The 24,685-nt window shown below is 44.5% G+C and carries 22 protein-coding genes, 1 tRNA gene and 1 other RNA gene; 18 read left to right on the plus strand and 6 right to left on the minus strand.

Going from position 1 to position 24,685, the window contains the following annotated elements; all coding sequences use genetic code 11:
• Window positions 1–33 precede the first annotated feature (33 nt).
• The 7 genes from rapZ (at window position 34) to NSQ91_RS00900 (ending at window position 6,182) form a co-directional block, all read left to right on the plus strand.
• Window positions 34–933: an RNase adapter RapZ gene (gene rapZ / locus NSQ91_RS00870; RefSeq protein ID WP_076126855.1), complete on the plus strand. Its 900-nt coding sequence runs from the start codon at window positions 34–36 to the stop codon at window positions 931–933.
• A gap of 54 nt (window positions 934–987) precedes the next feature.
• Window positions 988–1,935 carry a gluconeogenesis factor YvcK family protein gene (locus tag NSQ91_RS00875; RefSeq protein WP_169744815.1) on the plus strand — a complete coding sequence of 316 codons (948 nt, stop codon included), beginning with the start codon at window positions 988–990 and terminating at the stop codon, window positions 1,933–1,935.
• Window positions 1,936–1,980: 45 nt separating this feature from the next.
• Entirely contained in the window at window positions 1,981–2,910 is a 930-nt protein-coding gene (whiA, locus tag NSQ91_RS00880; protein WP_036687104.1) for a DNA-binding protein WhiA, read from the plus strand.
• A 97-nt stretch (window positions 2,911–3,007) separates the two neighbouring features.
• Window positions 3,008–3,277, plus strand: a complete 270-nt coding sequence (locus NSQ91_RS00885) for an HPr family phosphocarrier protein (RefSeq protein WP_036687106.1) — start codon at window positions 3,008–3,010, stop codon at window positions 3,275–3,277.
• A gap of 170 nt (window positions 3,278–3,447) precedes the next feature.
• The gene (locus NSQ91_RS00890; protein WP_076126857.1) at window positions 3,448–4,203 is read left to right on the plus strand and encodes an SIMPL domain-containing protein; all 756 of its coding nucleotides are present in this window, start codon (window positions 3,448–3,450) and stop codon (window positions 4,201–4,203) included.
• Between the two features lie 125 nt (window positions 4,204–4,328).
• A complete protein-coding gene (locus NSQ91_RS00895; protein WP_340916116.1) occupies window positions 4,329–5,432 on the plus strand; it encodes a PdaC/SigV domain-containing protein in 1,104 nt (367 codons plus the stop codon).
• Window positions 5,433–5,543: 111 nt separating this feature from the next.
• Entirely contained in the window at window positions 5,544–6,182 is a 639-nt protein-coding gene (locus tag NSQ91_RS00900; RefSeq protein WP_076186860.1) for a GDSL-type esterase/lipase family protein, read from the plus strand.
• Window positions 6,183–6,271: 89 nt separating this feature from the next.
• Here the strand turns inward: NSQ91_RS00900 and clpP are convergent, their stop codons facing one another.
• Together clpP and NSQ91_RS00910 are read right to left on the minus strand one after the other, a co-directional pair.
• The gene (clpP, locus tag NSQ91_RS00905) at window positions 6,272–6,868 is read right to left on the minus strand and encodes an ATP-dependent Clp endopeptidase proteolytic subunit ClpP (RefSeq protein ID WP_036687113.1); all 597 of its coding nucleotides are present in this window, start codon (window positions 6,866–6,868) and stop codon (window positions 6,272–6,274) included.
• 193 nt (window positions 6,869–7,061) lie between these two features.
• A tRNA-Arg gene (locus NSQ91_RS00910) sits at window positions 7,062–7,136 on the minus strand.
• A 268-nt stretch (window positions 7,137–7,404) separates the two neighbouring features.
• Between NSQ91_RS00910 and NSQ91_RS00915 the strand changes: the two genes are divergently transcribed.
• The 10 genes from NSQ91_RS00915 to ssrA all read left to right on the plus strand — a co-directional run bounded on the left by NSQ91_RS00915 (window position 7,405) and on the right by ssrA (window position 20,054).
• Entirely contained in the window at window positions 7,405–8,457 is a 1,053-nt protein-coding gene (locus tag NSQ91_RS00915) for a sugar-binding transcriptional regulator (RefSeq protein WP_076126862.1), read from the plus strand.
• 113 nt (window positions 8,458–8,570) lie between these two features.
• Window positions 8,571–9,581: a type I glyceraldehyde-3-phosphate dehydrogenase gene (gap, locus tag NSQ91_RS00920; protein WP_036687120.1), complete on the plus strand. Its 1,011-nt coding sequence runs from the start codon at window positions 8,571–8,573 to the stop codon at window positions 9,579–9,581.
• Between the two features lie 116 nt (window positions 9,582–9,697).
• Window positions 9,698–10,879, plus strand: a complete 1,182-nt coding sequence (locus tag NSQ91_RS00925; protein ID WP_036687122.1) for a phosphoglycerate kinase — start codon at window positions 9,698–9,700, stop codon at window positions 10,877–10,879.
• 26 nt (window positions 10,880–10,905) lie between these two features.
• A complete protein-coding gene (gene tpiA / locus NSQ91_RS00930) occupies window positions 10,906–11,658 on the plus strand; it encodes a triose-phosphate isomerase (protein WP_076126864.1) in 753 nt (250 codons plus the stop codon).
• A 1-nt stretch (window position 11,659) separates the two neighbouring features.
• Window positions 11,660–13,204 carry a 2,3-bisphosphoglycerate-independent phosphoglycerate mutase gene (gene gpmI / locus NSQ91_RS00935; RefSeq protein WP_076305439.1) on the plus strand — a complete coding sequence of 515 codons (1,545 nt, stop codon included), beginning with the start codon at window positions 11,660–11,662 and terminating at the stop codon, window positions 13,202–13,204.
• A 73-nt stretch (window positions 13,205–13,277) separates the two neighbouring features.
• Window positions 13,278–14,564: a phosphopyruvate hydratase gene (gene eno, locus NSQ91_RS00940; RefSeq protein WP_036687130.1), complete on the plus strand. Its 1,287-nt coding sequence runs from the start codon at window positions 13,278–13,280 to the stop codon at window positions 14,562–14,564.
• A gap of 231 nt (window positions 14,565–14,795) precedes the next feature.
• Window positions 14,796–15,029: a preprotein translocase subunit SecG gene (secG, locus tag NSQ91_RS00945; protein ID WP_076126868.1), complete on the plus strand. Its 234-nt coding sequence runs from the start codon at window positions 14,796–14,798 to the stop codon at window positions 15,027–15,029.
• A gap of 354 nt (window positions 15,030–15,383) precedes the next feature.
• On the plus strand, window positions 15,384–18,251 hold the full coding sequence (gene rnr, locus NSQ91_RS00950; protein WP_340921373.1) for a ribonuclease R: 2,868 nt from the start codon (window positions 15,384–15,386) through the stop codon (window positions 18,249–18,251).
• 757 nt (window positions 18,252–19,008) lie between these two features.
• Window positions 19,009–19,488 carry an SsrA-binding protein SmpB gene (gene smpB, locus NSQ91_RS00955; RefSeq protein WP_036687155.1) on the plus strand — a complete coding sequence of 160 codons (480 nt, stop codon included), beginning with the start codon at window positions 19,009–19,011 and terminating at the stop codon, window positions 19,486–19,488.
• 201 nt (window positions 19,489–19,689) lie between these two features.
• Window positions 19,690–20,054, plus strand: a transfer-messenger RNA (tmRNA) gene (ssrA, locus tag NSQ91_RS00960).
• Here ssrA and NSQ91_RS00965 read toward each other — a convergent pair.
• The 4 genes from NSQ91_RS00965 to NSQ91_RS00980 all read right to left on the minus strand — a co-directional run bounded on the left by NSQ91_RS00965 (window position 20,015) and on the right by NSQ91_RS00980 (window position 22,949).
• On the minus strand, window positions 20,015–21,520 hold the full coding sequence (locus NSQ91_RS00965) for a recombinase family protein (RefSeq protein WP_340916122.1): 1,506 nt from the start codon (window positions 21,518–21,520) through the stop codon (window positions 20,015–20,017). The two genes, ssrA and NSQ91_RS00965, sit on opposite strands and share 40 nt — an antisense overlap.
• A gap of 131 nt (window positions 21,521–21,651) precedes the next feature.
• On the minus strand, window positions 21,652–22,035 hold the full coding sequence (locus tag NSQ91_RS00970) for a recombinase family protein (RefSeq protein ID WP_340916124.1): 384 nt from the start codon (window positions 22,033–22,035) through the stop codon (window positions 21,652–21,654).
• Between the two features lie 84 nt (window positions 22,036–22,119).
• Window positions 22,120–22,461, minus strand: a complete 342-nt coding sequence (locus NSQ91_RS00975) for a recombinase family protein (protein WP_340916126.1) — start codon at window positions 22,459–22,461, stop codon at window positions 22,120–22,122.
• 2 nt (window positions 22,462–22,463) lie between these two features.
• On the minus strand, window positions 22,464–22,949 hold the full coding sequence (locus NSQ91_RS00980) for a helix-turn-helix domain-containing protein (RefSeq protein WP_340916128.1): 486 nt from the start codon (window positions 22,947–22,949) through the stop codon (window positions 22,464–22,466).
• Window positions 22,950–23,613: 664 nt separating this feature from the next.
• On the opposite strand from NSQ91_RS00980, the gene NSQ91_RS00985 reads away from it, so the two are divergent.
• On the plus strand, window positions 23,614–24,678 hold the full coding sequence (locus NSQ91_RS00985; protein ID WP_340916131.1) for a hypothetical protein: 1,065 nt from the start codon (window positions 23,614–23,616) through the stop codon (window positions 24,676–24,678).
• Window positions 24,679–24,685: the final 7 nt, after the last annotated feature.

Raw genomic sequence — 24,685 nt, forward strand, 5'->3', positions numbered from 1 at the left:
TTCATATACTAAATCTAGGGAGGGGACGCTTTTATGACCGAATTGGACAATACCCCAACGGCTGGAGCCACCCTGATTATTATTACGGGAATGTCAGGTGCGGGGAAGACAATTGCTGTACAGAGTCTGGAAGACCTAGGGTTCTTCTGTGTCGATAATTTACCACCGGTGCTGATTCCCAAGTTCGCAGAGCTAATTGAACAGTCAAAGGGTAAGATTGCCAAGGTAGCCCTTGTAATTGACCTGCGTGGTCGAGAATTCTTCACTGCTTTGTCTGAGTCTCTTGCCTATATCAAGGATGAGTCAACCATTGGCTGTGAGATCTTGTTTTTGGATGCTACAGATTCAGTACTTGTTCAGCGTTACAAGGAAAGTCGACGTCATCATCCATTAGCACCTAAGGGGCTGCCGCTTGATGGTATCAAGCTAGAACGTAAAATGCTTGAAGAATTGAAAAATTCAGCTACGTTATGTTTAGATACCAGCAGTATGAAGCCCGTGCAGCTTAAGGAGAAGATCGTTTCACGGTTTTCGCATCTAGGAAAAAGTACGCTTTCCGTCAATATTACATCCTTCGGATTTAAGTACGGTATCCCTATTGATGCAGATCTTGTCTTTGATGTCCGCTTCTTGCCTAACCCACATTATGTGGACCATCTGCGGCCTAAAACCGGCCAGGACAGTGAAGTCTACGATTATGTAATGAAGTGGCCTGAAACACAGGTGTTCCTGACCAAACTGCTCGATATGCTTCATTTTCTAATTCCGCAATATCGCAAAGAAGGTAAGTCCCAGATTATCATTGGCATTGGCTGTACGGGAGGTAAACACCGTTCCGTAGCCATATCTGAGTATTTGGGTAAAATGCTGGGCGTTAGCGAGACGGAATCCGTAACCGTTAGTCATCGGGATTCCGAGCGTGATCGGCACTAGAGAGAAGGGGTCATAGTGGCTGAAGAACAAAGACAGCGTCCACGTATCGTCGTTATGGGCGGTGGCACGGGGTTATCTGTTATGCTTCGTGGTTTAAAAGAGAAGCCATTAGATATTACTGCTATTGTTACCGTTGCCGATGATGGGGGAAGCTCAGGTATTTTGCGCAGTGAACTGCAAATGCCTCCTCCTGGGGACATCCGCAACGTATTGACAGCTATGGCTGATGTTGAGCCGCTCATGGCAGAGATTATGAGATACCGTTTCAACACGGGTGAGGGACTAGCTGGTCATAGTCTCGGCAACTTGATTCTTGCTGCGCTCACGGATATATCCGGCGATTTCGTTACAGCTGTACGGGAGCTCAGTCGATTATTCGCTGTTCGCGGCCGGGTATTGCCTGCGGCCGGTGAAGCTGTAATCCTGCATGCAGAAATGTCGGACGGCACGATTATCACGGGGGAGTCCAAAATCCCTGAAGCTGGCGGGATCATCAGACGAGTGTCCTTGGAGCCGCCAGATGTAGAACCGTTGCCCGAAGCGCTTGAGGCGATTCGGAATGCAGACGCGATCCTGCTGGGTCCTGGCAGTCTGTATACGAGTATTCTTCCTAACCTGCTTGTTCCGAAACTGGCAGAAGCGGTTGTATCTTCGAATGCTATCAAAATTTTCGTCTGCAACGTAATGACTCAGCCGGGTGAAACGGATAACTATACCGTCAGCGATCATCTTCAAGCTGTATATGATCATATCGGGATCGATTTATTCGATTATGTTATTGTTAATGACGGTGAGATTCCGGAACAGGTCCAGACGAAGTACGCCGAGAAGGGCGCGCGCCCGGTGCAGCTTGATAAAGAAGCGCTGGATGGCAATGGATACAAGGTTATAGCCGATAAACTGGTTTTATTCCGAACTTATTTGAGACATGATACCGATAAGCTTAGTCATCACATTTATCAGCTTGTGCAGGATTGGATAAACAGAAACCCTAGGGTATAACTTATAGATGAGAACGAAGTACTTATCAAGAAAGAGGTGAGACCCTTGTCTTTTGCGGCCCTTACCAAAAAAGAGCTGACGATGGTGGAGAGTGAACCCTGCTGCGAGAAGGCGGAAATGTCAGCGCTTATCCGTATGAATGGATCTGTGCAGCTTTCAAGCAAAAAGGTTATTCTCGACATTTCGACGGAGAACGCCGCGATTGCAAGGCGGGTATATTCTTTACTTAAGAAATATTACCAGGTCCATATTGAGCTACTCGTGCGTAAAAAAATGCGTTTGAAGAAAAATAACGTCTATATCGTCAGAATCCCAAACCGTGTACAAGAGATCCTAAAGGATCTTAGAATTGTGTCGGAAGGATTTATTTTTACCGATGGTATTGATGATGAGATTGTTGGGAATAACTGCTGCAAGCGTGCTTATTTGCGCGGTGCCTTTCTGGCTGGCGGATCGGTTAATAATCCGGAAGGCTCCTCCTACCATTTGGAGATTTCCTCGATGTATGAGGAACATTGTAAAGCATTAGTGGATCTGGCTGGGGAATTCCACCTAAACGCACGCTGTATTGAACGTAAAAAAGGGTTCATTCTTTACATTAAAGAAGGCGAGAAGATTATTGAATTCTTAAGTTTGATTGGAGCGCATCAGGCGCTGTTCAAATTTGAGGATGTAAGAATTATGCGCGATATGCGTAATTCCGTGAATCGGATCGTGAACTGCGAGACCGCAAATCTCAACAAAACAATAAGTGCTGCGGTGCGGCAGATTGAAAATATCAAGCTGTTGCAGCGAGAAATGGGACTGGAGAATTTGCCGGATAAACTGCGTGAAGTAGCAGAAATTCGAATGGCGCATCCAGATATCAACCTCAAGGAGGTTGGTGAAATGCTCAAAGGTACAGTCAGTAAGTCGGGAGTAAATCATCGGCTTCGTAAGATTGATGAGCTGGCGGACAAGGTTCGAGGCGGCTAATTACTTTTTTTCTAGTGTGGTTTACGTTATAATGATATAATAATATAAAATTAATGTGAAACTTTTGGGGAGAACTCAATTAGGGGGTAAGCGTTTCATGACAAAGCACCCGGTAGTTGTTCGGTTGAAGACAGGGCTTCATGCCCGACCGGCAGCATTGTTTGTGCAAGAAGCTAACAAGTTTTCGTCGGAGATTTTCGTGGAAAAAGATGATAAAAAAGTAAATGCTAAAAGTATTATGGGGATTATGAGCCTCGCTATCAGTTCCGGCACGGAGATTTACATTAGCGCGGACGGTGCGGATGCCGATCAAGCTGTAAACGCTTTGACAAGTCTGGTCAGCAAAGAAGAGCTTGAGAACCAATAATAGGAAGACAACATCGTTTCTGCTAGGAAGACTTTATTTATCGCATGACCAAAAGCCCTTCGGGGCTTTTTTTTAATACCAAAAAATAGATGGAGAACGTGCAACATTTACCAAAATGACTCGTCTAGAGGATAATAACAAAACACAAGAAATGAAAGGGGCTGGCAAATATGAAAGGTTTATTGAAGAAAATTGGTTCAGTGATGATCGTAGGGAGTTTGTTAATTGGAGGGATCAGCATGAGTGGTGTTTTCCAAGGTCCTGCAAAGGCTTATGCAGATGAAGTGCAGAAAAATGTCGTTAGTGTAGTAGGTAAAGGCGAATTGTCCCTCAAGCCGGATATTGTATACTTGTCCATCGGTGTGGATACTACGGCCACAACTGCGCAAGAAGCGCAGAAGACCAATGCCGCTAAAATTCAGAAGATTATGACTTTACTGAAGAATACTTGGAAAATTGCAGATAAAGATATTCAAAGCACGCAGTTTTATGTGCAACCCAATTATAGTTACAGCGAAAAAGAAGGACAGCAAGTGAAGGGGTACAACGCTAATCATACGCTGTTAGTGTCTTATAGAGATCTGACCAAGGTTGGTGAATTGCTGGACGCTGCATCTGCGGCAGGGGCGAATAATATCGGAAATGCACGTTTTTCTGTGGAAGATACTTCTGCATTTGAAGCTCAGGTGATTGAAAAAGCGATGGCGAATGCAGATGTTAAAGCAGGGGCTATTGCTAAGGCAGCTAAACGCAGCTTGGGTCAAGTGATCACGGTCAGCCAAAATGATGGCGATATCACTCCGGTTTATTTTGAACAGAATCTAAAAATGAATATGGCTGCAGCAGATGCTGGTGCAAGTACATCCGTGCAACCCGGAGTAGTTAAAGTTACAACTCAGCTGAGCGTAATGTATGAATTGAAATAGTATCAGAACAAGGTGAATGCAGAGAGGAGAGGTGATCTTCCACTAGTAATAGTGGGGGGCGCCTCTTTTTTGTGTAAGTTCTCTACGATTCTGTTTAATAAATTGGAAAGGAGAGGAAAAATAAGATGATGAATATTATTTCAAAAGAATCAGCACGCAAATGGGGCATAGGTCTGATGTCAGCAGGTTTATTGTTTGGTGGAGGTCTGCTGCCCAGCGAAACGGGTTATGCAGCAGCTAGTAAAACGGAGAATAAAACTATTGAATCGCGTATCGTTTTAAAGGCAAACGGGATAAATTCGTTGCAGGAAGGTATTTTGAAGGAAGGACAGGCCTGGATTCCCCTAGCTTTTATGCGAGATGTGTTGGGATTACCGCTTGTGTATGATAAGAAGGAAAATGCGTACATGATTGGAAAAGGATCGACCAAGGCTAAGTTGATGTTATCCAGTTACGGTACTTCTGTGTGGGTGAATAACTATTTCATTCGAGAGTATGAAGGGAAGTTAATTAATAATCGCCTCTATGTTCCATCAGGATTGTTAAATGATTATATGGGTTATAAGGTAGATTGGAGTCGGGCCGCCAGTAGGCTGAATGTGGTGAACAGACCGCAGAACGCGCTGACGGTAACCACGGAAACTTATGCTAAAGATCGGGCAGAAGCTTTTATTCAGCTTGATTATCCGAAGATCAGTGGATTGGGCAACTCCAGTGCGCAACAAGCTATTAATAATACTTTGAAGGAAAGTGTTATGAAATTCGCGGCGGGTGCAGAACAGGATATCTCCGATCGAGATGGAGCAGAGCCCAAATACACCTATGATTCAGGTTATGTAGTGACCTACAATCAGAATGGTGTGATCAGCATAGTGATGCATCAGTATAGTGATACGGGCGGCGCCCATGGAATGACTAACCGTGAAGCCTTCACCTTCTCGCTTAAGGATGGTAAACGTCTACTGTTGGGCGACCTGTTTGGAGCTAATCCAAACTACAAAAAACAGCTGAATGCAAAGCTGAGCAAGCTGCTGAAGGCAGAGGATAGTTATTTGGGAGGATTCAACGGATTGAATACGGAGAAATATTTCTATCTGAAGGACGACAAGGTTGTTCTGTTCTTCCAATTATATGAGTACACAGCGTATGCTGCAGGCTTCCCTGAGTATACTTTTAGTTTCAAAGAGCTTTTGCCGGATGGCAGTAGCCCGTTTGCCGGCATAAAATAAATGGAAATGCTTCGTCTCCGCTAATGTCGGCACAAGACATCTCCCCCTTACCAGAGTTGTCTCTTGTTCATATGCTAAAGGGAGTAACTAGTTTATGAACGGGGGAGAGCTATGGGTTACCAATATACTGCAATTGGCGATTCCTTGACGACTGGATTTGGTGCTCTGCCAGGTAACGGTTTTGTACCGGTGTACCGTAGAATGGCAGAAGGGAGACTGCGGACAACTGTAGCCTCTACGAATTTAGGCGTGAACGGAATGACTACTTCAGAGCTGGAGCAGCGGCTGCGCGGAAATTCCATGATGCGTGAGGCCGTTCGAGTAGCCGATATCATCACTGTGTCTATCGGTGGTAATGATTTGATTCACGCGGCCAAATCAGCAGCAAGACAGCAAGGCAACTTATCCGCAGAACTGCGCAGATCGCTTCAGGAATGCAAACAAAATTTCTCTGCAATTATGAATATCCTTATACAATTGAAGGCGAGGACGCGTAGACCTTTTATCATTAGAATTGTGGGATTATATAACCCCTATCCTCAGGTGGTTGGTGCGACAGAGTGGGTCAGGCAGTTTAATCAATACGCAGCACAGTACAGCAGCCGAGTATGTGGATTTGCTTCGATTTACAGTGAGTTCGCAGGAAATGAGAGAGGGCTGTTATCCATTGATCATTTGCATCCGAATGGCCGGGGTTATCGCGTAATTGCCGAGAAGCTGGATGCGCTAGGTTATGGCGGGCTGGCTTAATTGGATTTAGGTCTTCTATAAAATATAAAGAGGCTGTGCTCTAACCATAACGGATAGAGCACAGCCTCTTTATATTTTTACTTTATAGCTTACACACCGCTAGGCAATGTCTTCTCGATTACTTTATCTACGATACCGTATTCAGCCGCGTCTGCAGCAGTCATGAAGTAGTCGCGATCTGTATCCTTCTCAATACGTTCTAGAGGTTGACCCGTACGTTCTGCTAGAATACGGTTCAGCTTATCGCGCAATTTGAGGATGCGGCGGGCACGGATTTCAATGTCCGTTGCTTGACCTTGAGCACCACCCAGAGGCTGGTGGATCATGATCTCGCTGTTAGGCAGTGCGAAGCGTTTGCCTTTGGCGCCAGCGTTTAGCAGGAAAGCTCCCATGGAAGCTGCCATACCCACACAGATGGTGGAAACGTCTGGTTTAATGTACTGCATTGTATCAAAAATAGCCATACCTGCAGTAATGGAACCGCCTGGGCTATTCACGTAAAGGTGAATGTCCTTGTCAGGATCTTCGGCAGCCAAGAACAGCATTTGTGCGATGATAGAATTGGCTACCACGTCATTAACCTCCGTTCCAAGGAAAATGATGCGGTCCTTCAGCAGGCGGGAATAGATGTCATAAGCGCGCTCGCCGCGGTTGCTCTGTTCTACTACCATAGGAATATAACTCACGTGGAAAACCTCCTTGATATTGGTTCTTCAAATGTATTCATTTTTACTCTTGCCGTATTACCCACATGATAAACAAATTCAAACAAAAAGTCAAAGAAAGTCAAACTTATATTCAAAAAAAAGAGCCGACAAGCGGCTCTTTGGTTAAGTAGTAGTATAGGCACTACTAAATTATGTGCAAAAATGAAATTAATGGCGCGCCCGCCAAGAATCGAACTTGGATCTCAGGCTTCGGAGGCCTACGTCATATCCATTGGACCACGGGCGCAACAAAAATGATTATAATACAATTTTTACACAATTGCAATGTAATATTAATACTGGACAAGCGCTCTAGGGACAGGCATCGGGCGCTATATCTTTTTCTGACCTTATTAATGTATAAGAAGACAAGCGCTTGAGAATTCTACTCTCGGAAGACTTGCGCTTCGAGCAATATTTGGTTAGAATATGGGTGGGACTTAAAAAGTTTACCCGGGACGTTTTGAGACCATGAACAAGGGAATAGAGGAAGACGAAGTTGCAGGAGTGAAAGTATGCGTAATTTATTAGATATCCAAAAGCAGCTTCTGCCTGATCTCATGGAAACCCTTAAGAGACGGTACACGATTCTTCATCAGATCATGCTGTCCGATATTATTGGGCGCAGAACGCTAGCCGCTTCGCTAGATATGACTGAGCGGGTACTGCGTGCCGAGACGGATCTTCTGAAATCGCAAGGGCTTATTGAGATCGAGAGTGTTGGCATGCGCATTAGCGCTGCTGGACGTAGACTGCTTGATTTGCTAGAGCCGGTTGTTAAGAGCCTATTTGGTCTGGATGAGCTGGAAGAGAAAATTCGAGCAACGTATGGTCTGGATAAAGTTATTGTAGTACCGGGTGATTGTGAGTCATCGCCGTTCACCAAACGAGAGCTTGGCCGAGCGGGTGCGAAAGCGCTGCTGAGTATACTTCGCGCAGATGATACAGTTGCCGTCACAGGTGGATCGACGCTTGCCGATATGGCTGATCAACTGGCACCGCCGTTGTCCCTTTCCTATAAGAACGCTTGGTTTGTTCCGGCGCGTGGAGGATTAGGAGAGAGTATGGAGATTCAAGCCAACACGATTGCCTCAACCATGGCAAAGCGGGTTGGAGCCAACTACCGGTTGTTGCATGTCCCTGATTTGCTTAGCGGGGATGCATACCAATCGCTGGCACTTGACTCTAATATTGGAGAGATTGTACAAACCATCCGTAGTTCGCGTATTATTGTACATGGGATTGGGGATGCCATTGAAATGACCCGCCGCCGCAAACTGGACGAGGCTACAGTCTCGGAAATCCAGGGTGAAGGGGCAGTGGCCGAATCTTTTGGCTATTATTTCAATGAAGAGGGTCAGGTTGTCCATACCATGCTTACGATGGGTCTACGTCTAGAAGATATTATCCGGACAGAGAAAGTCATCGGTATTGCAGGAGGCAAACCCAAGGCCAAAGCCATTCATGCCATGCTGCGTTTCGGGCAGGAGAATATTCTCGTCACGGACGAGGCTGCTGCAGTAGAAATAGGCAAGGAAATTGACAATCAACTACAGCTATCTTCGTAGTTTTTAGATTGCAGGCAATAACATACTTCTTGCATCATACTTAACATTGTTGTCATGACAGACCTCACCGTCTGTTTTGAATAAATAAAACGAATTCTAGGAGGAACTATTCAATGAGTGTAAAAGTTGGAATTAACGGTTTTGGACGTATTGGACGCCTTGCTTTCCGCCGTATTCAAAATGTAGAAGGTATCGAAGTGGTAGCAATCAACGACTTGACTGACGCTAAGATGCTTGCTCATTTGCTTAAATATGATACAACTCAAGGTAAATTCCAAGGTGATGTTGAAGTGCATGATGGCTTCTTCAAAGTCAATGGTAAAGAAGTTAAGGTTCTTGCTAACCGCAACCCTGAAGAATTGCCATGGGGCGACCTAGGCGTTGATATCGTACTTGAGTGCACAGGTTTCTTCACAACTAAAGAAGCAGCTGAAAAACACTTGAAAGGTGGAGCTAAGAAAGTAGTTATCTCCGCTCCAGCTACTGGCGACATGAAAACTGTCGTTTACAACGTTAACGATGACATTCTTGATGGTACTGAGACTGTTATTTCCGGCGCATCTTGCACAACTAACTGCCTAGCTCCAATGGCAAAAGTACTGAACGACAAGTTCGGTATCGTTGAAGGCTTGATGACTACAATTCATGCTTACACTGGCGACCAAAACACTTTGGATGCTCCACATGCTAAAGGTGACTTCAGACGCGCTCGTGCAGCAGCTGAGAACATCATTCCTAACACTACTGGTGCTGCTAAAGCAATCGGTCTGGTTATTCCAGAACTTAAAGGTAAATTGGATGGTGCAGCTCAACGTGTTCCAGTTGCAACTGGTTCCCTGACTGAACTTGTAACTGTTCTTGATAAGAGCGTTACTGTTGAAGAAATCAACGCAGCAATGAAAGCAGCTTCCGATCCAGACACTTATGGTTACACTGAAGATGAAATCGTATCTTCCGACATCAAAGGTATGACTTTCGGATCCCTGTTCGATGCTACACAAACTAAAGTATTGACTGTTGGCGACAAACAACTGGTTAAAACTGTTGCTTGGTATGACAATGAAATGTCCTACACTGCACAATTGGTTCGTACTTTGGAGAAATTCGCTAAAATCGCTAAGTAATTGACTTGATATAAGCAACATCTATAGAGCGGAAACAGAAATTCCTTGTTTCCGCTCTTTCTAAATGTATTTCTTGTTTCCTGCTAGAAACAATTTTGGGTGTGGAGGAATTAATCATGAACAAAAAAAGCGTCCGTGATGTAGAAGTAAAGGGTAAGCGCGTATTTGTACGCGTGGATTTCAACGTACCTGTAGAAGACGGTAAAATTACTGATGATACTCGTATTCGCGAAACACTTCCAACCATTAAATATTTGATCGAGAACGGTGCAAAGATCATTCTTGCGAGTCATATGGGTCGTCCTAAAGGCGAATTCGTAGATTCCATGCGTTTGACTACTGCTGCTGAACGTCTGTCCGAGCTCCTTGGTAAACCCGTAGCTAAAGCTGACGAAGCAATTGGCGAAGCTGTAAAAGCAAAAATCGCTGAGCTAGGCGAAGGCGACGTACTTGTACTTGAGAATGTTCGCTTCTACCCAGGTGAAGAGAAAAACGATCCTGAACTGGCTAAACAATTCGCTGAATTGGCTGATTTGTTTGTTAATGATGCGTTTGGTGCGGCTCACCGTGCACATGCATCGACAGAAGGTATCGCTCATTTCTTACCAGCTGTATCCGGTCTTTTGATGGAGAAAGAATTGTCCGTTCTTGGTAAAGCTCTTTCTAACCCAGAACGTCCTTTCACTGCGATCATCGGTGGTTCGAAAGTTAAAGACAAGATTGATGTTATTGATAACTTGTTGTCTTTGGCTGATAACGTCCTGATCGGCGGTGGATTGTCTTATACATTCACTAAAGCACAAGGCTTTGAAATCGGTAAATCACTAGTAGACAACGACAAACTTGACGTTGCTCTTGGATTCATCGAAAAAGCAAAAGCACTTGGTAAAAACTTCATGCTTCCTGTTGATGTTGTTGTTGCTGATAAATTTGGTGCTGACGCTAACACTAAGATCGTTGATTACAATGAAATCCCAGAAGGTTGGGAAGGACTTGATATCGGACCTAAGACTCGTGAACTTTATGCCGATATTATCAAGAACTCCAAGCTGGTTGTCTGGAATGGACCTATGGGCGTATTCGAAATCGATAAATTCGCTGAAGGTACACTTGCAGTAGCAAAAGCTTGTGCAACTACTGAAGGTTACACTGTTATTGGTGGCGGAGATTCCGCAGCAGCAGCAGAGAAATTCCACCTGGCTGATCAAATGGATCATATCTCCACTGGTGGCGGTGCATCCCTTGAGTTCATGGAAGGCAAGGCGCTTCCTGGCGTAGAAGCACTGAACGATAAGTAAGACCTAAGAAGGAGGCAACATAAGTCATGAGAACACCTATTATTGCAGGTAACTGGAAAATGTTCAAAACAGTTCCTGAAGCAGAAAGCTTTATTGCTGAAATTAAAGGCAAAGCAGAAGTAGAAGGCGTTGAGACTGTAATCTGCGCTCCATTTACTAACCTGCCTGCACTTGTAGCAGCTGCAAAAGGTACTGACATCAAGATTGGTGCACAAAACCTACACTTTGAAGATAACGGTGCTTACACAGGCGAGATCAGTGGTGTAATGCTAAGTGATCTTGGTGTGGACTATGTTATCATTGGCCACTCTGAGCGTCGTGCTTATTTTGGCGAAACGGATGAAATCGTGAATAAGAAAATGCATGCTGCATTCCGTCACGGAATTACTCCTATCGTATGTGTTGGCGAAAAGCTCGAAGAGCGTGAAGCTGATCAAACTAAAGCAGTATGTAAAGTACAAACTGAAGCTGCATTCCAAGGTCTTAGTGCCGAGCAAGCAGCAAAAGTTGTTATTGCATACGAACCTATCTGGGCTATTGGCACAGGTAAATCTTCCACTTCCCAAGATGCTAATGAAGTTATTGCTTACATCCGCAGTCTTGTAAAAGATCTGTATGATGCAGCAACAGCTGAAGCTGTTCGTATTCAATACGGCGGCAGCGTGAAGCCTGAGAATGTAACTGAGTACATGGGCCAAAGCGACATCGATGGTGCGCTTGTTGGCGGTGCCAGCTTACAACCGGATTCCTTCGTTCAATTGGTTGAGGGGGCGAAGTAAGATGTCAGCTCCAAAACCCGTAGCTTTGATCATCATGGATGGTTTTGGTTTGCGTGGAACGACAGAAGGTAATGCCGTTGCTCAAGCCAACAAACCTAACTATGACCGTTACCTGAAACAATATCCTAACACTACACTCACTGCTTGCGGTGAAGCTGTAGGCCTTCCGGAAGGGCAAATGGGCAACTCCGAAGTAGGGCATTTGAATATTGGTGCAGGCCGGATCGTTTATCAGGATTTGACTCGTATCGATAAATCGATTCGCGAGGGTGAGTTCTTCGATAACGAAACCCTGGTTAGCGCAGTTAGAAATGCTAAGAACACTGGCAAAAAGCTTCACCTTTATGCGCTTGTATCCGACGGAGGGGTACATAGCCATATTAACCACCTGTTTGCTATGCTTGACCTGGCTAAAAAAGAAGATATGCATGAAGTGTATATCCATGCTTTTATGGACGGTCGTGACGTAGCTCCTGATAGTGGGAAGAAGTTTGTCCAAGATCTAGTAGCTAAAATCGAAGAGGTTGGCGTGGGTACAATTGCAACGGTGTCCGGACGTTATTACGCAATGGATCGTGATAAACGTTGGGAACGTGTAGAGAAAGCCTACCGTGCTATGGTTTATGGTGAAGGCCCTAAATACACGGATGCTGTGCAAGCCATCACTTCATCTTATGAAAACTCGGTATTTGATGAATTCGTTGAACCTAGTGTAATTGTAAACAGTGAAGGCAAACCTGTAACGGCAGTAGAGAGCGGCGATTCCGTCGTATTCCTCAACTTCCGTCCTGACCGTGCTATTCAATTGTCACAAGTGTTCACGAATCAAGATTTCCGCGGTTTCGATCGTGGTCCTTTGTTCCCGCAAAACCTGCACTTCGTATGCCTAACTACTTTCAGCGAAACGGTACAAGGTTATGTAGCCTATTCACCGAAGAACCTGGATAACACATTGGGTGAAGTGCTTGTTCAACAAAACAAGAAGCAACTGCGCATCGCGGAAACTGAGAAATATCCGCATGTAACCTTCTTCTTCAGCGGTGGACGTGACGAGGAGCTTCCTGGTGAAACTCGGATCTTAATCAACTCTCCTAAAGTGGCAACCTATGATCTTCAACCTGAGATGAGCGCATACGAAGTGGCTGCAGCCTGCGTAGCGGAAATCGAAGCGGAAAGACAGGATGCTATCATTCTTAACTTTGCCAATCCTGATATGGTTGGACACTCCGGCATGCTGGAACCAACAATCAAGGCTGTAGAAGTGACGGATGAGTGTGTAGGTAAAGTAGTGGATGCGGTTGTTGCCAAAGGTGGCGTTGCCATTATTATCGCTGACCATGGTAATGCAGATATGGTATTTGACGAGAACGGTCGCCCGTTCACAGCTCATACAACCAATCCTGTTCCGTTCATCGTGACTACTGAGAATGTTGTATTGCGTGAATCCGGTATTCTTGCAGACGTAGCACCAACAATCCTAGATTTGATGGGACTTCCGCAACCTGCGGAAATGACCGGACAATCCATGATTGCTAGCCGTAAGTAAGGTAAGGTATAACGCCTTTGATTTTAAGCTATACAAGTAAGACCAAAACAATGTTAAAAGGAGATTAACTTACATGACTATTATTTCTGATGTATATGCTCGCGAAGTCCTTGACTCCCGTGGTAACCCTACTGTAGAGGTTGACGTTTATCTGGAATCCGGTGCTAAAGGCCGCGCTATCGTTCCTTCCGGCGCTTCCACTGGTGCTCACGAAGCTGTAGAACTTCGTGATGGCGACAAATCCCGTTACATGGGTAAAGGCGTTCTGAAAGCTGTTGAGAACGTAAATGAAATCATCGCTCCAGAAGTTATCGGTATGGACGCTCTTGACCAAGTGGGCATCGACAAATTGATGATTACTTTGGACGGAACTCCTAACAAAGGTAAATTGGGCGCTAACGCAATCCTAGCTGTATCCATGGCAGTAGCTCGTGCAGCTGCAGCAGCTTTGGATATTCCTTTGTACGTATACCTGGGCGGATTCAACGCTAAAACTCTTCCAGTACCAATGATGAACATCATCAATGGTGGTGAGCATGCGGACAACAACATCGACGTTCAAGAGTTCATGGTTCTTCCTGTAGGAGCTCCAAGCTTCAAAGAAGCTCTTCGCACAGGTGCTGAAATCTTCCACAACTTGAAATCCGTACTTCAATCCAAAGGCCTGAACACAGCTGTAGGTGACGAAGGTGGTTTCGCACCGAACCTTGGTTCGAATGAAGAAGCAATCACTACAATCATCGAAGCTATTGAAAAAGCTGGTTACAAACCAGGTGTTGACGTATTCTTGGGTATGGACGTTGCTTCCACTGAGTTCTACAAAGACGGTAAATACACCCTTGCTGGCGAAGGTAAATCTTACACTTCCGCTGAGTATGTTGACCTTCTTGCTTCATGGGTTGAAAAATATCCTATCATCACAATCGAAGACGGTATGTCCGAAGACGACTGGGATGGCTGGAAATTGCTTACTGAAAAATTGGGCGATAAAGTCCAATTGGTTGGTGACGACTTGTTCGTTACTAACACTGAGCGTCTTGCAACAGGTATCGAAAAAGGTATCGGTAACTCCATCTTGGTTAAGGTTAACCAAATTGGTACATTGACTGAAACTTTTGATGCTATCGAAATGGCTAAACGTGCTGGTTACACAGCAGTTATCTCCCACCGTTCCGGTGAATCCGAAGATAGCACAATCGCTGACATCGCTGTTGCGACTAATGCTGGTCAAATCAAAACAGGTGCTCCTTCCCGTACAGACCGTGTTGCTAAATACAACCAATTGCTTCGCATCGAAGATGAGTTGGGTGAATTGGCTCAATACAACGGCCTGAAATCCTTCTACAACCTTAAAAGATAATCTGCTTTTATAGCAGACTTCGAAGACCCGCCGTTATGGCGGGTCTTTTTTATGATTTGAAGAAGATAGACTTTAATAGGTTTATCCTTATCTTGCAAGAAAAGCTACGACTTAACAGTCTAAGCTGTTGTATTACCGACAGCGCTATGATAAAATAAGAATACTGTTTATGTATCGTGATAACCTAAACTACCATAGATAGTGATGCTTAGGCGTAGGAGGTGGAAGTGAATGGATATCTTTTTGAAAGTTGTGCTCCTGATTTTTTCCGTCGGTCTTATTGCGGTCGTTCTTCTGCAAAAGGGGAAAAGCGCGGGTCTTTCCGGTGCCATCTCTGGCGGTGCTGAGCATCTCTTTGGTAAAACAAAAGCTCGTGGTATGGAGCTTGTACTACAACGTGTAACTGTTGGACTTGCTGCTGGTTTCTTCATCATGGCGATTCTAGCTGCTATTCTAATCGACTAAAAGATCTACCTTAAGCCCTCGCTCTGTTCTAAATGGAATAGAGCGGAGGCTTTTTTGTTATATTAAAAGGAGTTAAAAAGCACCTAAGGGTGCTTTTCTTTTCATATTCGCAAAGAAAAAGGCTGGATCGATAGGAAGTAAATCTGAGGTTGGCATGGATGTATTTCAGCAGTTAAAGGAAATTTTGTACTGTGTTAACCTTTGGATGACAGTAACAGGGATGCGCAGGATTGATTTCGTGTATACTAGGGTATGAAGTAGTAAAGGTAAAATTTACTTGGCATTACTGCAGGGCAGGACAAGATATACATATTTGCCAGCGGCTTGAAGCCGCGGAGGGCTGGGGTGACGAACATGATAACACAAGAAATATTACTCGATTTCATGCGGGAAACTGCATATAAACCAATGACTTATGAAGAGCTGGTGAGTCATTTTGCTCTAGAGGATAGTGAAGGGTTTAAAAAGTTCGAGGAGCTGCTGATTGAATTAGAGCAGGATGGAAGAATTGTATTGACCCGTACTGCACGTTATGGCGTGCCAGAACGAATGGATTTACTGCGTGGACGTTTACAAGCACATGCGAAGGGTTTTGCTTTTTTAATCCCGGATGATCGTGATCATCCTGACGTATATATCCATGCAAATGATCTTAAGGGAGCTATGAATGGCGATATCGTTCTGATTCGTATTACCTCTAAAAGTCCGTCCGGCGGACGTATGGAAGGCGAAGTTGTACGTATTGTAAAACGTGGCGTGTTGCAGACGGTAGGTGTTTTTCAAAACCTGGAGACCTATGGTTTTGTGCTGCCTGATGATAAGCGGATTAATCGTGATATTTTTATTCCGAAGCAATCCTTTAAAGGGGCTGTAGATGGTCAAAAGGTCGTTGTGCGTATTGTGAGTTATCCGGAAGGCCGAGCAGCGGCAGAGGGTGAAATTATTGAAATTCTCGGACATAAGGATGATCCGGGTGTTGATATTCTTTCCATTATCCGCAAACATCAATTGCCTGAAGCATTTCCAGCTGAAGTGATGGATGAGGCCGATAGTGCTCCTGATTCAATTACAGAAGAGGAGATTGCGGAGCAAGGAAGACGCGACCTGCGCGGACTGAACATTGTTACGATTGATGGCGAAGATGCTAAGGATTTGGATGATGCGGTAAACGTACAGCGCTTGGAGAATGGACATTACAAGCTGGGCGTCCATATAGCAGACGTAGGTTATTATGTGCGTGAAGGCTCTGAGCTGGATAAAGAAGCCTATGACCGCGGTTGTAGTGTGTATTTGGTAGACCGGGTTATTCCGATGTTGCCGCACCGTCTATCGAACGGGATTTGCAGCTTGAATCCACAGGTAGACCGGTTAACAATGTCCTGTGAAATGGAATTTAACGAGCAAATGAAGGTTGTGAAGCACGATGTCTTTACGAGCGTGATTCGCACCAAAGAGAGAATGACTTACTCCAATGTTCGTAAAATTCTCGAAGATGAAGATCCAGAGCTGCTGGAACGTTATAGTCCACTAATTGACGATTTCCGCCTCATGAAAGAATTGGCGATGAAGCTGCTCGATGCGCGGATGCGCCGGGGTGCGGTTGATTTTGATTTTGAAGAGAGCAAAATCATCGTGGATGAGAACGGCAAGGCTGTAGATATCGTGAAGCGTGAACGTTCTGTAGCGGAGCAGATTATCGAGGAGTTCATGCTGGCGGCAAATGAAACAGTAGCTGAACATTTCCACTGGTTGAAGGTTCCGTTCCTTTACCGGATTCACGAAGATCCAGACCCAGAGAAGCTGCAGAATTTCATGGCTTTTGCGGCCAATTTCGGATATCACGTCAAGGGTCGTGGCAATTCGGTTCATCCACGTGCTTTGCAGGATCTGTTGGAGCAAATCCAAGGCACAAAGGAACAGACGGTCATCAGTACGATGATGCTGCGTTCCATGAAGCAGGCAAAGTATGATGCGGAGAGCACGGGCCATTTCGGACTGGCTGCGGAATACTATTCTCACTTTACTTCTCCAATTCGCCGGTACCCCGATCTGGTCATTCACCGCGTAATGCGTGAAGTGATTGAGAATGGAGGGGCACTGACCCAGAAACGGCATGATTATTTGTCTAGCCGGATGCCTGACATTGCTCAGCAGTCTTCGGAACGCGAGCGTGTGGCGGTAGAAGCTGAACGCGATACGGAGCAACTGAAGAAAGCAGAATACATGCAGGATAAAGTAGGCGAGGAATTCGAGGCTATGGTCAGCAGTGTGACCAGCTTCGGAATGTTCATCGAGCTGGATAATACCGTCGAAGGTCTTATTCGTCTGAGTGCAATGAGCGACGATTATTATCACTTCGACGAAGGTCATATGGCGCTTATTGGCGAGCGCACATCGCGTGTGTTCCGCATTGGTGACGAGGTGAAGATCCGAGTCGCCAAAGTAAATATGGATGACCACACGATCGATTTCGAGTTGGTCGACATGAAGCCACGCGCGCCAGGCGAGCACCGCGGCGGTGGTTTTGCAGGCGGCCGCGGAGGCAAGGGCGGCCGTTCGGGCGGCGGCTTCATTAAGCCGGCCGGGGGCAAAGGCGCCGCGGGCAAGGGACGCGGCGGTAAAGGCAAGCCCGGCGGCGCTGCTGCAGGCGCGGGCAAGGGCAAGCCGGGCGCAGCTGTGCGCGCCGGTGAAGGGCCGCGCGAAGCGGCCGGTGTTGGCGCAGCGGGCGGACGCGGTAAGCGGAAGCGCGGGCGCGAGGCCGGCGAGGATGCGAGCCGGGTAGTTGCTGCGCCGGGCGCAGAGCGCGGAGGCGAAGCCGGCGGCAACGCAGGCGCGCCGCGTGAGCGCAGCGGCGGGCGAGGCCGCGGCGGAGACACCGGCGGTGCCGGTGGTGGACGCGGCATCAGCTTCGGCTTTGGCTCAGGCAAAGGCGGATACGGCGCTCCTGCGTCCGACGCCTCCGGCGGCGAAGCGCGGGGCGTGGACGGCAGCACGAAGTTCCGCAGCCGCGAGGATCGCGGGGGTAACTTTGGCGGTGGAGAAGGCCGTAACGGCGCTCCTACAGGCAAAGGCCGCCGCAAAAAGAAAACCAAAGGCGGCGTGTTCATCGGCCAGTCCGTGACACCAGGCAACGTAGAGACGTCTGAGCAAGTTACTTCTAAACGAAGTGACAATAATGGCGGCGCTCCAGAAGGAGCACCACGTAAGCGTAAAAAGAAATAAATGACGGTTATGCGTTGCATAACTCTATAACGATACTAAGCACCGTCCCTCTTGGGGGCGGTGCTTTTTAACTCATAACAGGCTTGGTTAATTGCATTATGTGCAGTTAAATTTGGGTTATGTAGTAAAAGTGGCAGTTAGTTGCATTTTGTACATCTAAATCTGATGAGTTACCTCTAATTGGTTTGATTTCGCTTTTTTAGCTGCAGAAAGTGCAACTAATTAGTTTTTTGGCGGTGATAAGGCTTAAATAGTTGCACGAAATACATTTATATAGAAAAACTTAGGTGATAGCAAAGTGGAGAGGTAGAGGATAGGTGCAGTATAGGATAGGCACAGTATAGGTAAAAGCGGCACTATTTGAATAGGCGTCGAATAGATGTATATCCAAGTAGGGGGAAGCGGATAATTGAGAACAATAGGTAATAAGTAAATAGGGTAGATGGATATAGATATGTAAGAGATTAGTGGATAACTATCTGTTAATTAAGGCGCACAAGCAAAAGGCTAACCTCGCTATTTTCTAAAAACTCCAGATCAACTCAGCTTAATGTTTTTTTGTAACAAATGCTAGATATTGGGTAATGTTACTGACAACTATATGACAAATTAGGTGAGGTATATTTGGTTGAAGGTTCCTTGCGCTCACTTGATTCCATTTGTTACAATATAGATCAGACGTTCGATGGCTGTGTCGTTTAAGATTAGACAGACATGGTTACTTTAACTTATGAATATGATTCAAGGAGTGATTCTCATGGGTAAAAAAGCAGACGGGAAAGTACTCGCCCAGAACAAGAAAGCTTCCCATGATTATTTTATCGAGGATACTTATGAAGCTGGCTTGGTGCTGACGGGTACAGAGATCAAGTCGCTGCGTAATGGCCGCGCTAATATTGGAGATGCTTTTGCTACGATTCGCAATGGTGAGATTCAGATTCACAACATGCATATCAGCCCTTTTGAACAAGGTAACCGTGCCAATCCTACTGATCCCACACGCACACGTAAATTGTTAATGCATAAGGAGCAAATTCATAAACTGCTGGGCTTGTCCAAGCGAGATGGATTTACGATTGTGCCACTTAAGATTTATGTGCGGAATGGCTATGCGAAGCTGCTGATTGGTCTTGGTAAAGGTAAAAAAGAGTATGACAAACGTGACTCGGCTGCCAAGCGAGATGCTCAACGTGATATCCAGCGTGTACTGCGTGATAAGCAAAAGATCGCCAGATAATCTGGGAGAACTAGACGATTCAAAGGAGTTCCAGTTTCAACCTTCAATTCCTTTAACCCACGTGTTAAAGTGTTGATAAATGTGCTATACTGAGTAAGTAAGTTAGTTATTGCTTCGTTACAGTTTTCTTGAATAAGAAGCTGTAGATTGGATCTCTCTTGCTTGGAAGATCCGCTTGATCCGAAGCGCCCTTTTTAATGAGGGGCCGTTCTTGGATTCGACGGGGATAGTTCGAGCATGAGTAGCGAGTAGTGGGGACGCGTCCGCTTCATCAACGCTAAAGCCTATTAAACGGCAAACAACAAAACAACTACGCTTTCGCAGCCTAAGAAACTGTGTGCGTGCTTCTACTCTGCATCGCCCATGTGACAGGGATAGGGGCTAACAAATAGTGGGATACGCTGTCTCATCTCCGCCTGCGGTGAGCTGAAGAAGACAATCAGGCTGACCCAACGTATAGCCGGTTACGGGGCGATACTCGGGTGACATCAAAACTGTGACTACACTCGTAGAAGCTTATGTGCCGTTATCTTCGGACAGGGGTTCGACTCCCCTCGGCTCCATCTATCGTATGTACAATCAGGAATACTTCGACGGTTTCCTGAGAGACAACGACCTTTTTAACATAAATCTGGATGATCTTTTTAAGGTCTTCCGGATTTTTGTTTTTTAGTGCGACAATATCTTTTTCCAAGTATTGAACGACCAGGTCACGGTTTATGCTAAGCTTCACGGACTTACGTGTGGCCTCGCGAATTATTGTTTCTATCTCCGATTTCTCTTGCTCCAGTTTAGATAATCTATCTGTTAGGGCCGTGCTGGCCGTACCATTGGCGATATGATCAATGATGTTATCAATCTTCTTCTGAATATCATTGGATCTACCCCGAAAGGCTTTAACATCAATAGTATCCGTCTTCTTCATATTCTCATAAAATTCAATGACTTGATCGGCCAGACTTTGGATTGATGAAGGATTCAACAAGTTTTTCTGCAAATCTTCAATCACTAGATTCTCTATGAAATCTTTATTGATGGCTTTCAGATCACAATCTCCGGCTCTCCGTCTTGTTCCACAATGATATCTTGAGTACTCATGCTTGTTCCGGCCATCTTTTGCGGTATGACCCGATAGCAAGGCTCCACACTGTGAACAGTACATCTTACCGCTGAGCAAATAATTCACCTTGGCTTTATTTGATGCGTTCATTTGACTCCTACTTAACTTCTCTTGGACTGTTTTGAATAAATCTGTATCGATGATCTGGGGCATTCCTCCAGGGATTCGAACAATATCCTTCTCGGTTTTTATTTCACTCCACTTTTTTCTGCCCTTGGATCTATTGAAAATGTACATGCCAGTATATTTTTCATTTGTGAGGATAGTTCGTAATGTAGATTGACTAAAGGGTTTACCAGTTTTGGCTCTTAAGCCGCGTTCATTAAGCATACCTATCAACCGCTTATAACCATAGCCTTCAGCAAATCTTTGAAAGATAAATCGAACGGTATCGGCCTCAGAATCATTGAGAATGTACTTTTTATCGGGACCTACATCATAACCGAGAGAGGGCTTACCACCCGTATGCTGGCATTTCAGTGCCGTTTCATTTAAGCCTTTCTTTACTTCACGGCTCAAATTTTGTGAGTAGTATTCTGCCATGCCTTCAAGGACACTTTCCAGAATTATCGATTCAGGACTTCCATCGAGGTTTTCCAGTACTGATTTTAATATAACTCCGTACTTTTTCAACTGATGTCTATAAACGGCACTATCATATCTATCACGTGAAAAACGATCTAGTTTGTGCACAATTATAGCCTGAAAGTCCATGCTGGCTGCATCTTTAACCATTTGCAAAAACTGTGGGCGATTGTCGGTAGTCGCACTCCGGGCTTCGTCTCGATATTCTCTGATGATTTGGTAACCGTTCCGACTTGCATAGTCATTGATAGCCCTTACCTGGGCATCTATGGATTCTTCGCGTTGGTTGTCCGAACTATAGCGAGCGTAAATTACAGCGTTTATCATTTGAATGGCCTCCAATAATTTTTTATAGAAAAAGGCATACCGCTAGGCATGCCGTAGTGAATCGGTGCTTGAAAGATACAAGCCTAATATGCAAAAAACAGTTGCATAATTTTTATTTCTAATTTACCGTGTTAGTGTTCCGCGATGCCTTCAAGTAGGCTTTCAATTATGATGAGATCAGGGCTTTTATCAAGATTTTCTATTACGGATATTAATTCTGCTCCATACTTCTTCAATTCATGTTTGTAATAAGCAGCATCATAGCTATCACGGGCAAATCGATCCAACTTGTATACAATCACCTTCTGGAACCCCTGTACAGCTGCATCTTCGATCATTTGCAGAAACTGTGAGCGATTGTCAGTATTTGCACTTCGGGTTTCATCACGATACTCTCTGATAATTTGATAGCCATATTTGGCTGCATACTCATTAATAGCCACTAATTGGGTTTCAGCAGATTGCTGATGTTGATGTTCGGAGTTATAACGGATGTAAATTGCAGCGTTGATCATTTTTTTACCTCCAATGTTGGTTGTGTAAAGATACAGACAGGCATTTAAAATCAACTTTCATTGTTTTTGATGAAGGCATGGTACTTAGTTAGACCTCACCGGAACGCTGCTACTTATGGAAATAAGATCAACATCGTTGTTAAGAAGTTCTATTTCCATGTAAAGCATTTCAAAAGAATCTCTGAGTACACAAGTACTATCATAGACCAGTACTGTATCGAATTTTTGAGTATCGGCATCATCCATCATTGCGAGTAATCCCGGTTTTTGATCATGTATACGATCACGGAACAAATCCGTATAAACTTGTAGTATCTCAATTGAGTTTGCTAGTGCATATTGCTCAATGGCTGACAGTTGTTCTATAGTGGACGGTTGGTTAACAGTGTTGTACATAAAATTACTTGTATAAGCTACAGCTTTCATAATTAATCTTCCTCTCCAGATATAAGATTATCTTGGTCTTTTTTGTTACGTTCGGCCAAGTGCTTCACTAGGTCCTCAACGTTTCTACTAATAAAAATGAAATCTTCTCGTGATAAATATTGCGAATATTGTAAGAGTGTTCGTGTGATTGGGCCAAGACATAGTTTTTGAAGAAATTCTCCAGTATCTTCATCGAATTTAATAGGATTTGCCTTCTTCATATCAGTGAGTACTCGTTCAAGTTGATCATCAACGTCAAGAGAACTCTCGCTGTTTGTTGCTAGCACGGCCATGATCTTCGTTAAGTCTTCCTCGGTATATTCAAGTGCCCTTATAAGCTTACTGAGTACAGTGGCAGACGGGTTTTCTTTTTTTCCCCTTTCCAAATTACTTATGTAGCTGCCTGGCACTCCGGAAATTCGTGCAAGTTCGTTCACACCGATTTCCCGTCTTTTTCTCAAAGCTTGTAGGATTACTCCAAAACTCATTATACTCACTCCTCAATTTGTTATCTGTGGGATTACAATAACTATAAAAATGGCATAAATCAATCGTTAAAGTTGACAGTATATATTAGATATAGCAAGGATTAACGAGGAAAACATATACTTTTGTTTTGAAAAAGAAGAAAAACTGATTTTTGTTATCTGGATAATGGTGATACACTGCCAGGTGGAAATTAAATGGCATGGGAGGACTCCATTTGAGTAGGAAAAAAATCATTTCAACCACCTACCAAAGGGAAAGTGGAACTCAGACCCATCAAGAAATAGGCGAGATGCTATTATCGGACGATTGCAATGAGTCAATGGTGATTGAAAGTTTGTTGCAAGGCTTTCTGAATAGCACGTCTGGCGATATTTCTGGTGACTGAACACTTTTCATGCACAAATGAGGATTAACCATGAGCTTGATTCACATACAAAAGAGGAAGAAACATGAGCAATAGAAGATAGAAAGAGGTGAATGCACACATAACCGACACATTTTTGTTGTGATACGAACAGATCAGTGGCTATTAAAGAAAAGAAAATATCTTCAGGACAACGACTGTTTCTTTCTCCTAAAAGTAGGCAAACTGCTTACTGTAGAAGGGATAACAGTCGTTGTTGCATTTACCAAAGCACATTATTTTAGAAAGGATGTACGTCTATGCTACACACTATTGAATTGACAACCAGAGTAGAGGTTAGCATTTTTTATGCTTTAAGAAGAGAGTTTGGTATGCAAGTTTTCTCTGCCAGCCAGAAGACGGATGAATTCAGGAACTATGGATTTCGTGAGGTCCAGTTGAACAGCAATGATATCAACGGCATGATTATCAGGCTCATGGTGATCAGATTGAATACAAAGGTACTGTTAGATAATCAGGAAACGCTCCTGTCCACTCAGGCCTCGGAGACGTATAGGATTGCTACGGCTTTTAATGAACGTAAGTCTACCATCTTTGGTGACTTTACAAGTGAATTGCCTGATTTTGATCAGTGGACATGTAGAAGGATAGATTACTGTGTAGATGTCATAACGGAACATGTCAGTGCGTATGTGGTCCTGTTTCAACGCTGTAAGCTTCCAAGCCGTCATTACAACATCACTATTAAGAAGAAAGGGAGTTCTTATATGAAATCCAACTCTGTGACGCTAAACTTCTACGATAAATTTGATCAGCTTGAAAAACATCTCTTAGCATTGGATAAGACAATGTCAAATAAAGAGCAGAACGAGGCAACCAATATGCTGCGATTTGAGATACAATGTCAACGAGGTAAAACAGACTATATCAAGCGAAGAGAGGGATTTGATACTAAAAGCATTGAACACTTTCTTGATTCATCTCTCTCTAACAAGTTGATACTGGATTACTACGATAAAAGCATAGGTACTGGTGACTTTTACAGTCTTCATGGGGCAAGAGCAATCGTAGACCGAGCGAATCTTCAGTTCCGAACGAAGCAGACACTCTTGAATACTTTGAAATTGATAGCACAAACAAGAAGCATAGAGAAGGCCAGAGTACAGTTTATAGCCGGAGTAGACATTGGTGGGGGGACTGTTGTTAAAGGCAGCAGAAAAACTTTCAACGATAATATAAAGAAAATTCGGTTGTTGGGAGTTAATCCAGTGACGATTCCTCGAAACTGGGAGATTGCCTTTTTGCCAAATCCACGTGGACTCATACTTTCAAGGATACAATCTGAACTTGAAGAAACTCACTGAACGCATC

The sequence above is a fragment of the Paenibacillus sp. FSL R7-0048 genome, assembly GCF_038004505.1.
Taxonomy (GTDB): domain Bacteria; phylum Bacillota; class Bacilli; order Paenibacillales; family Paenibacillaceae; genus Paenibacillus_AQ; species Paenibacillus_AQ odorifer.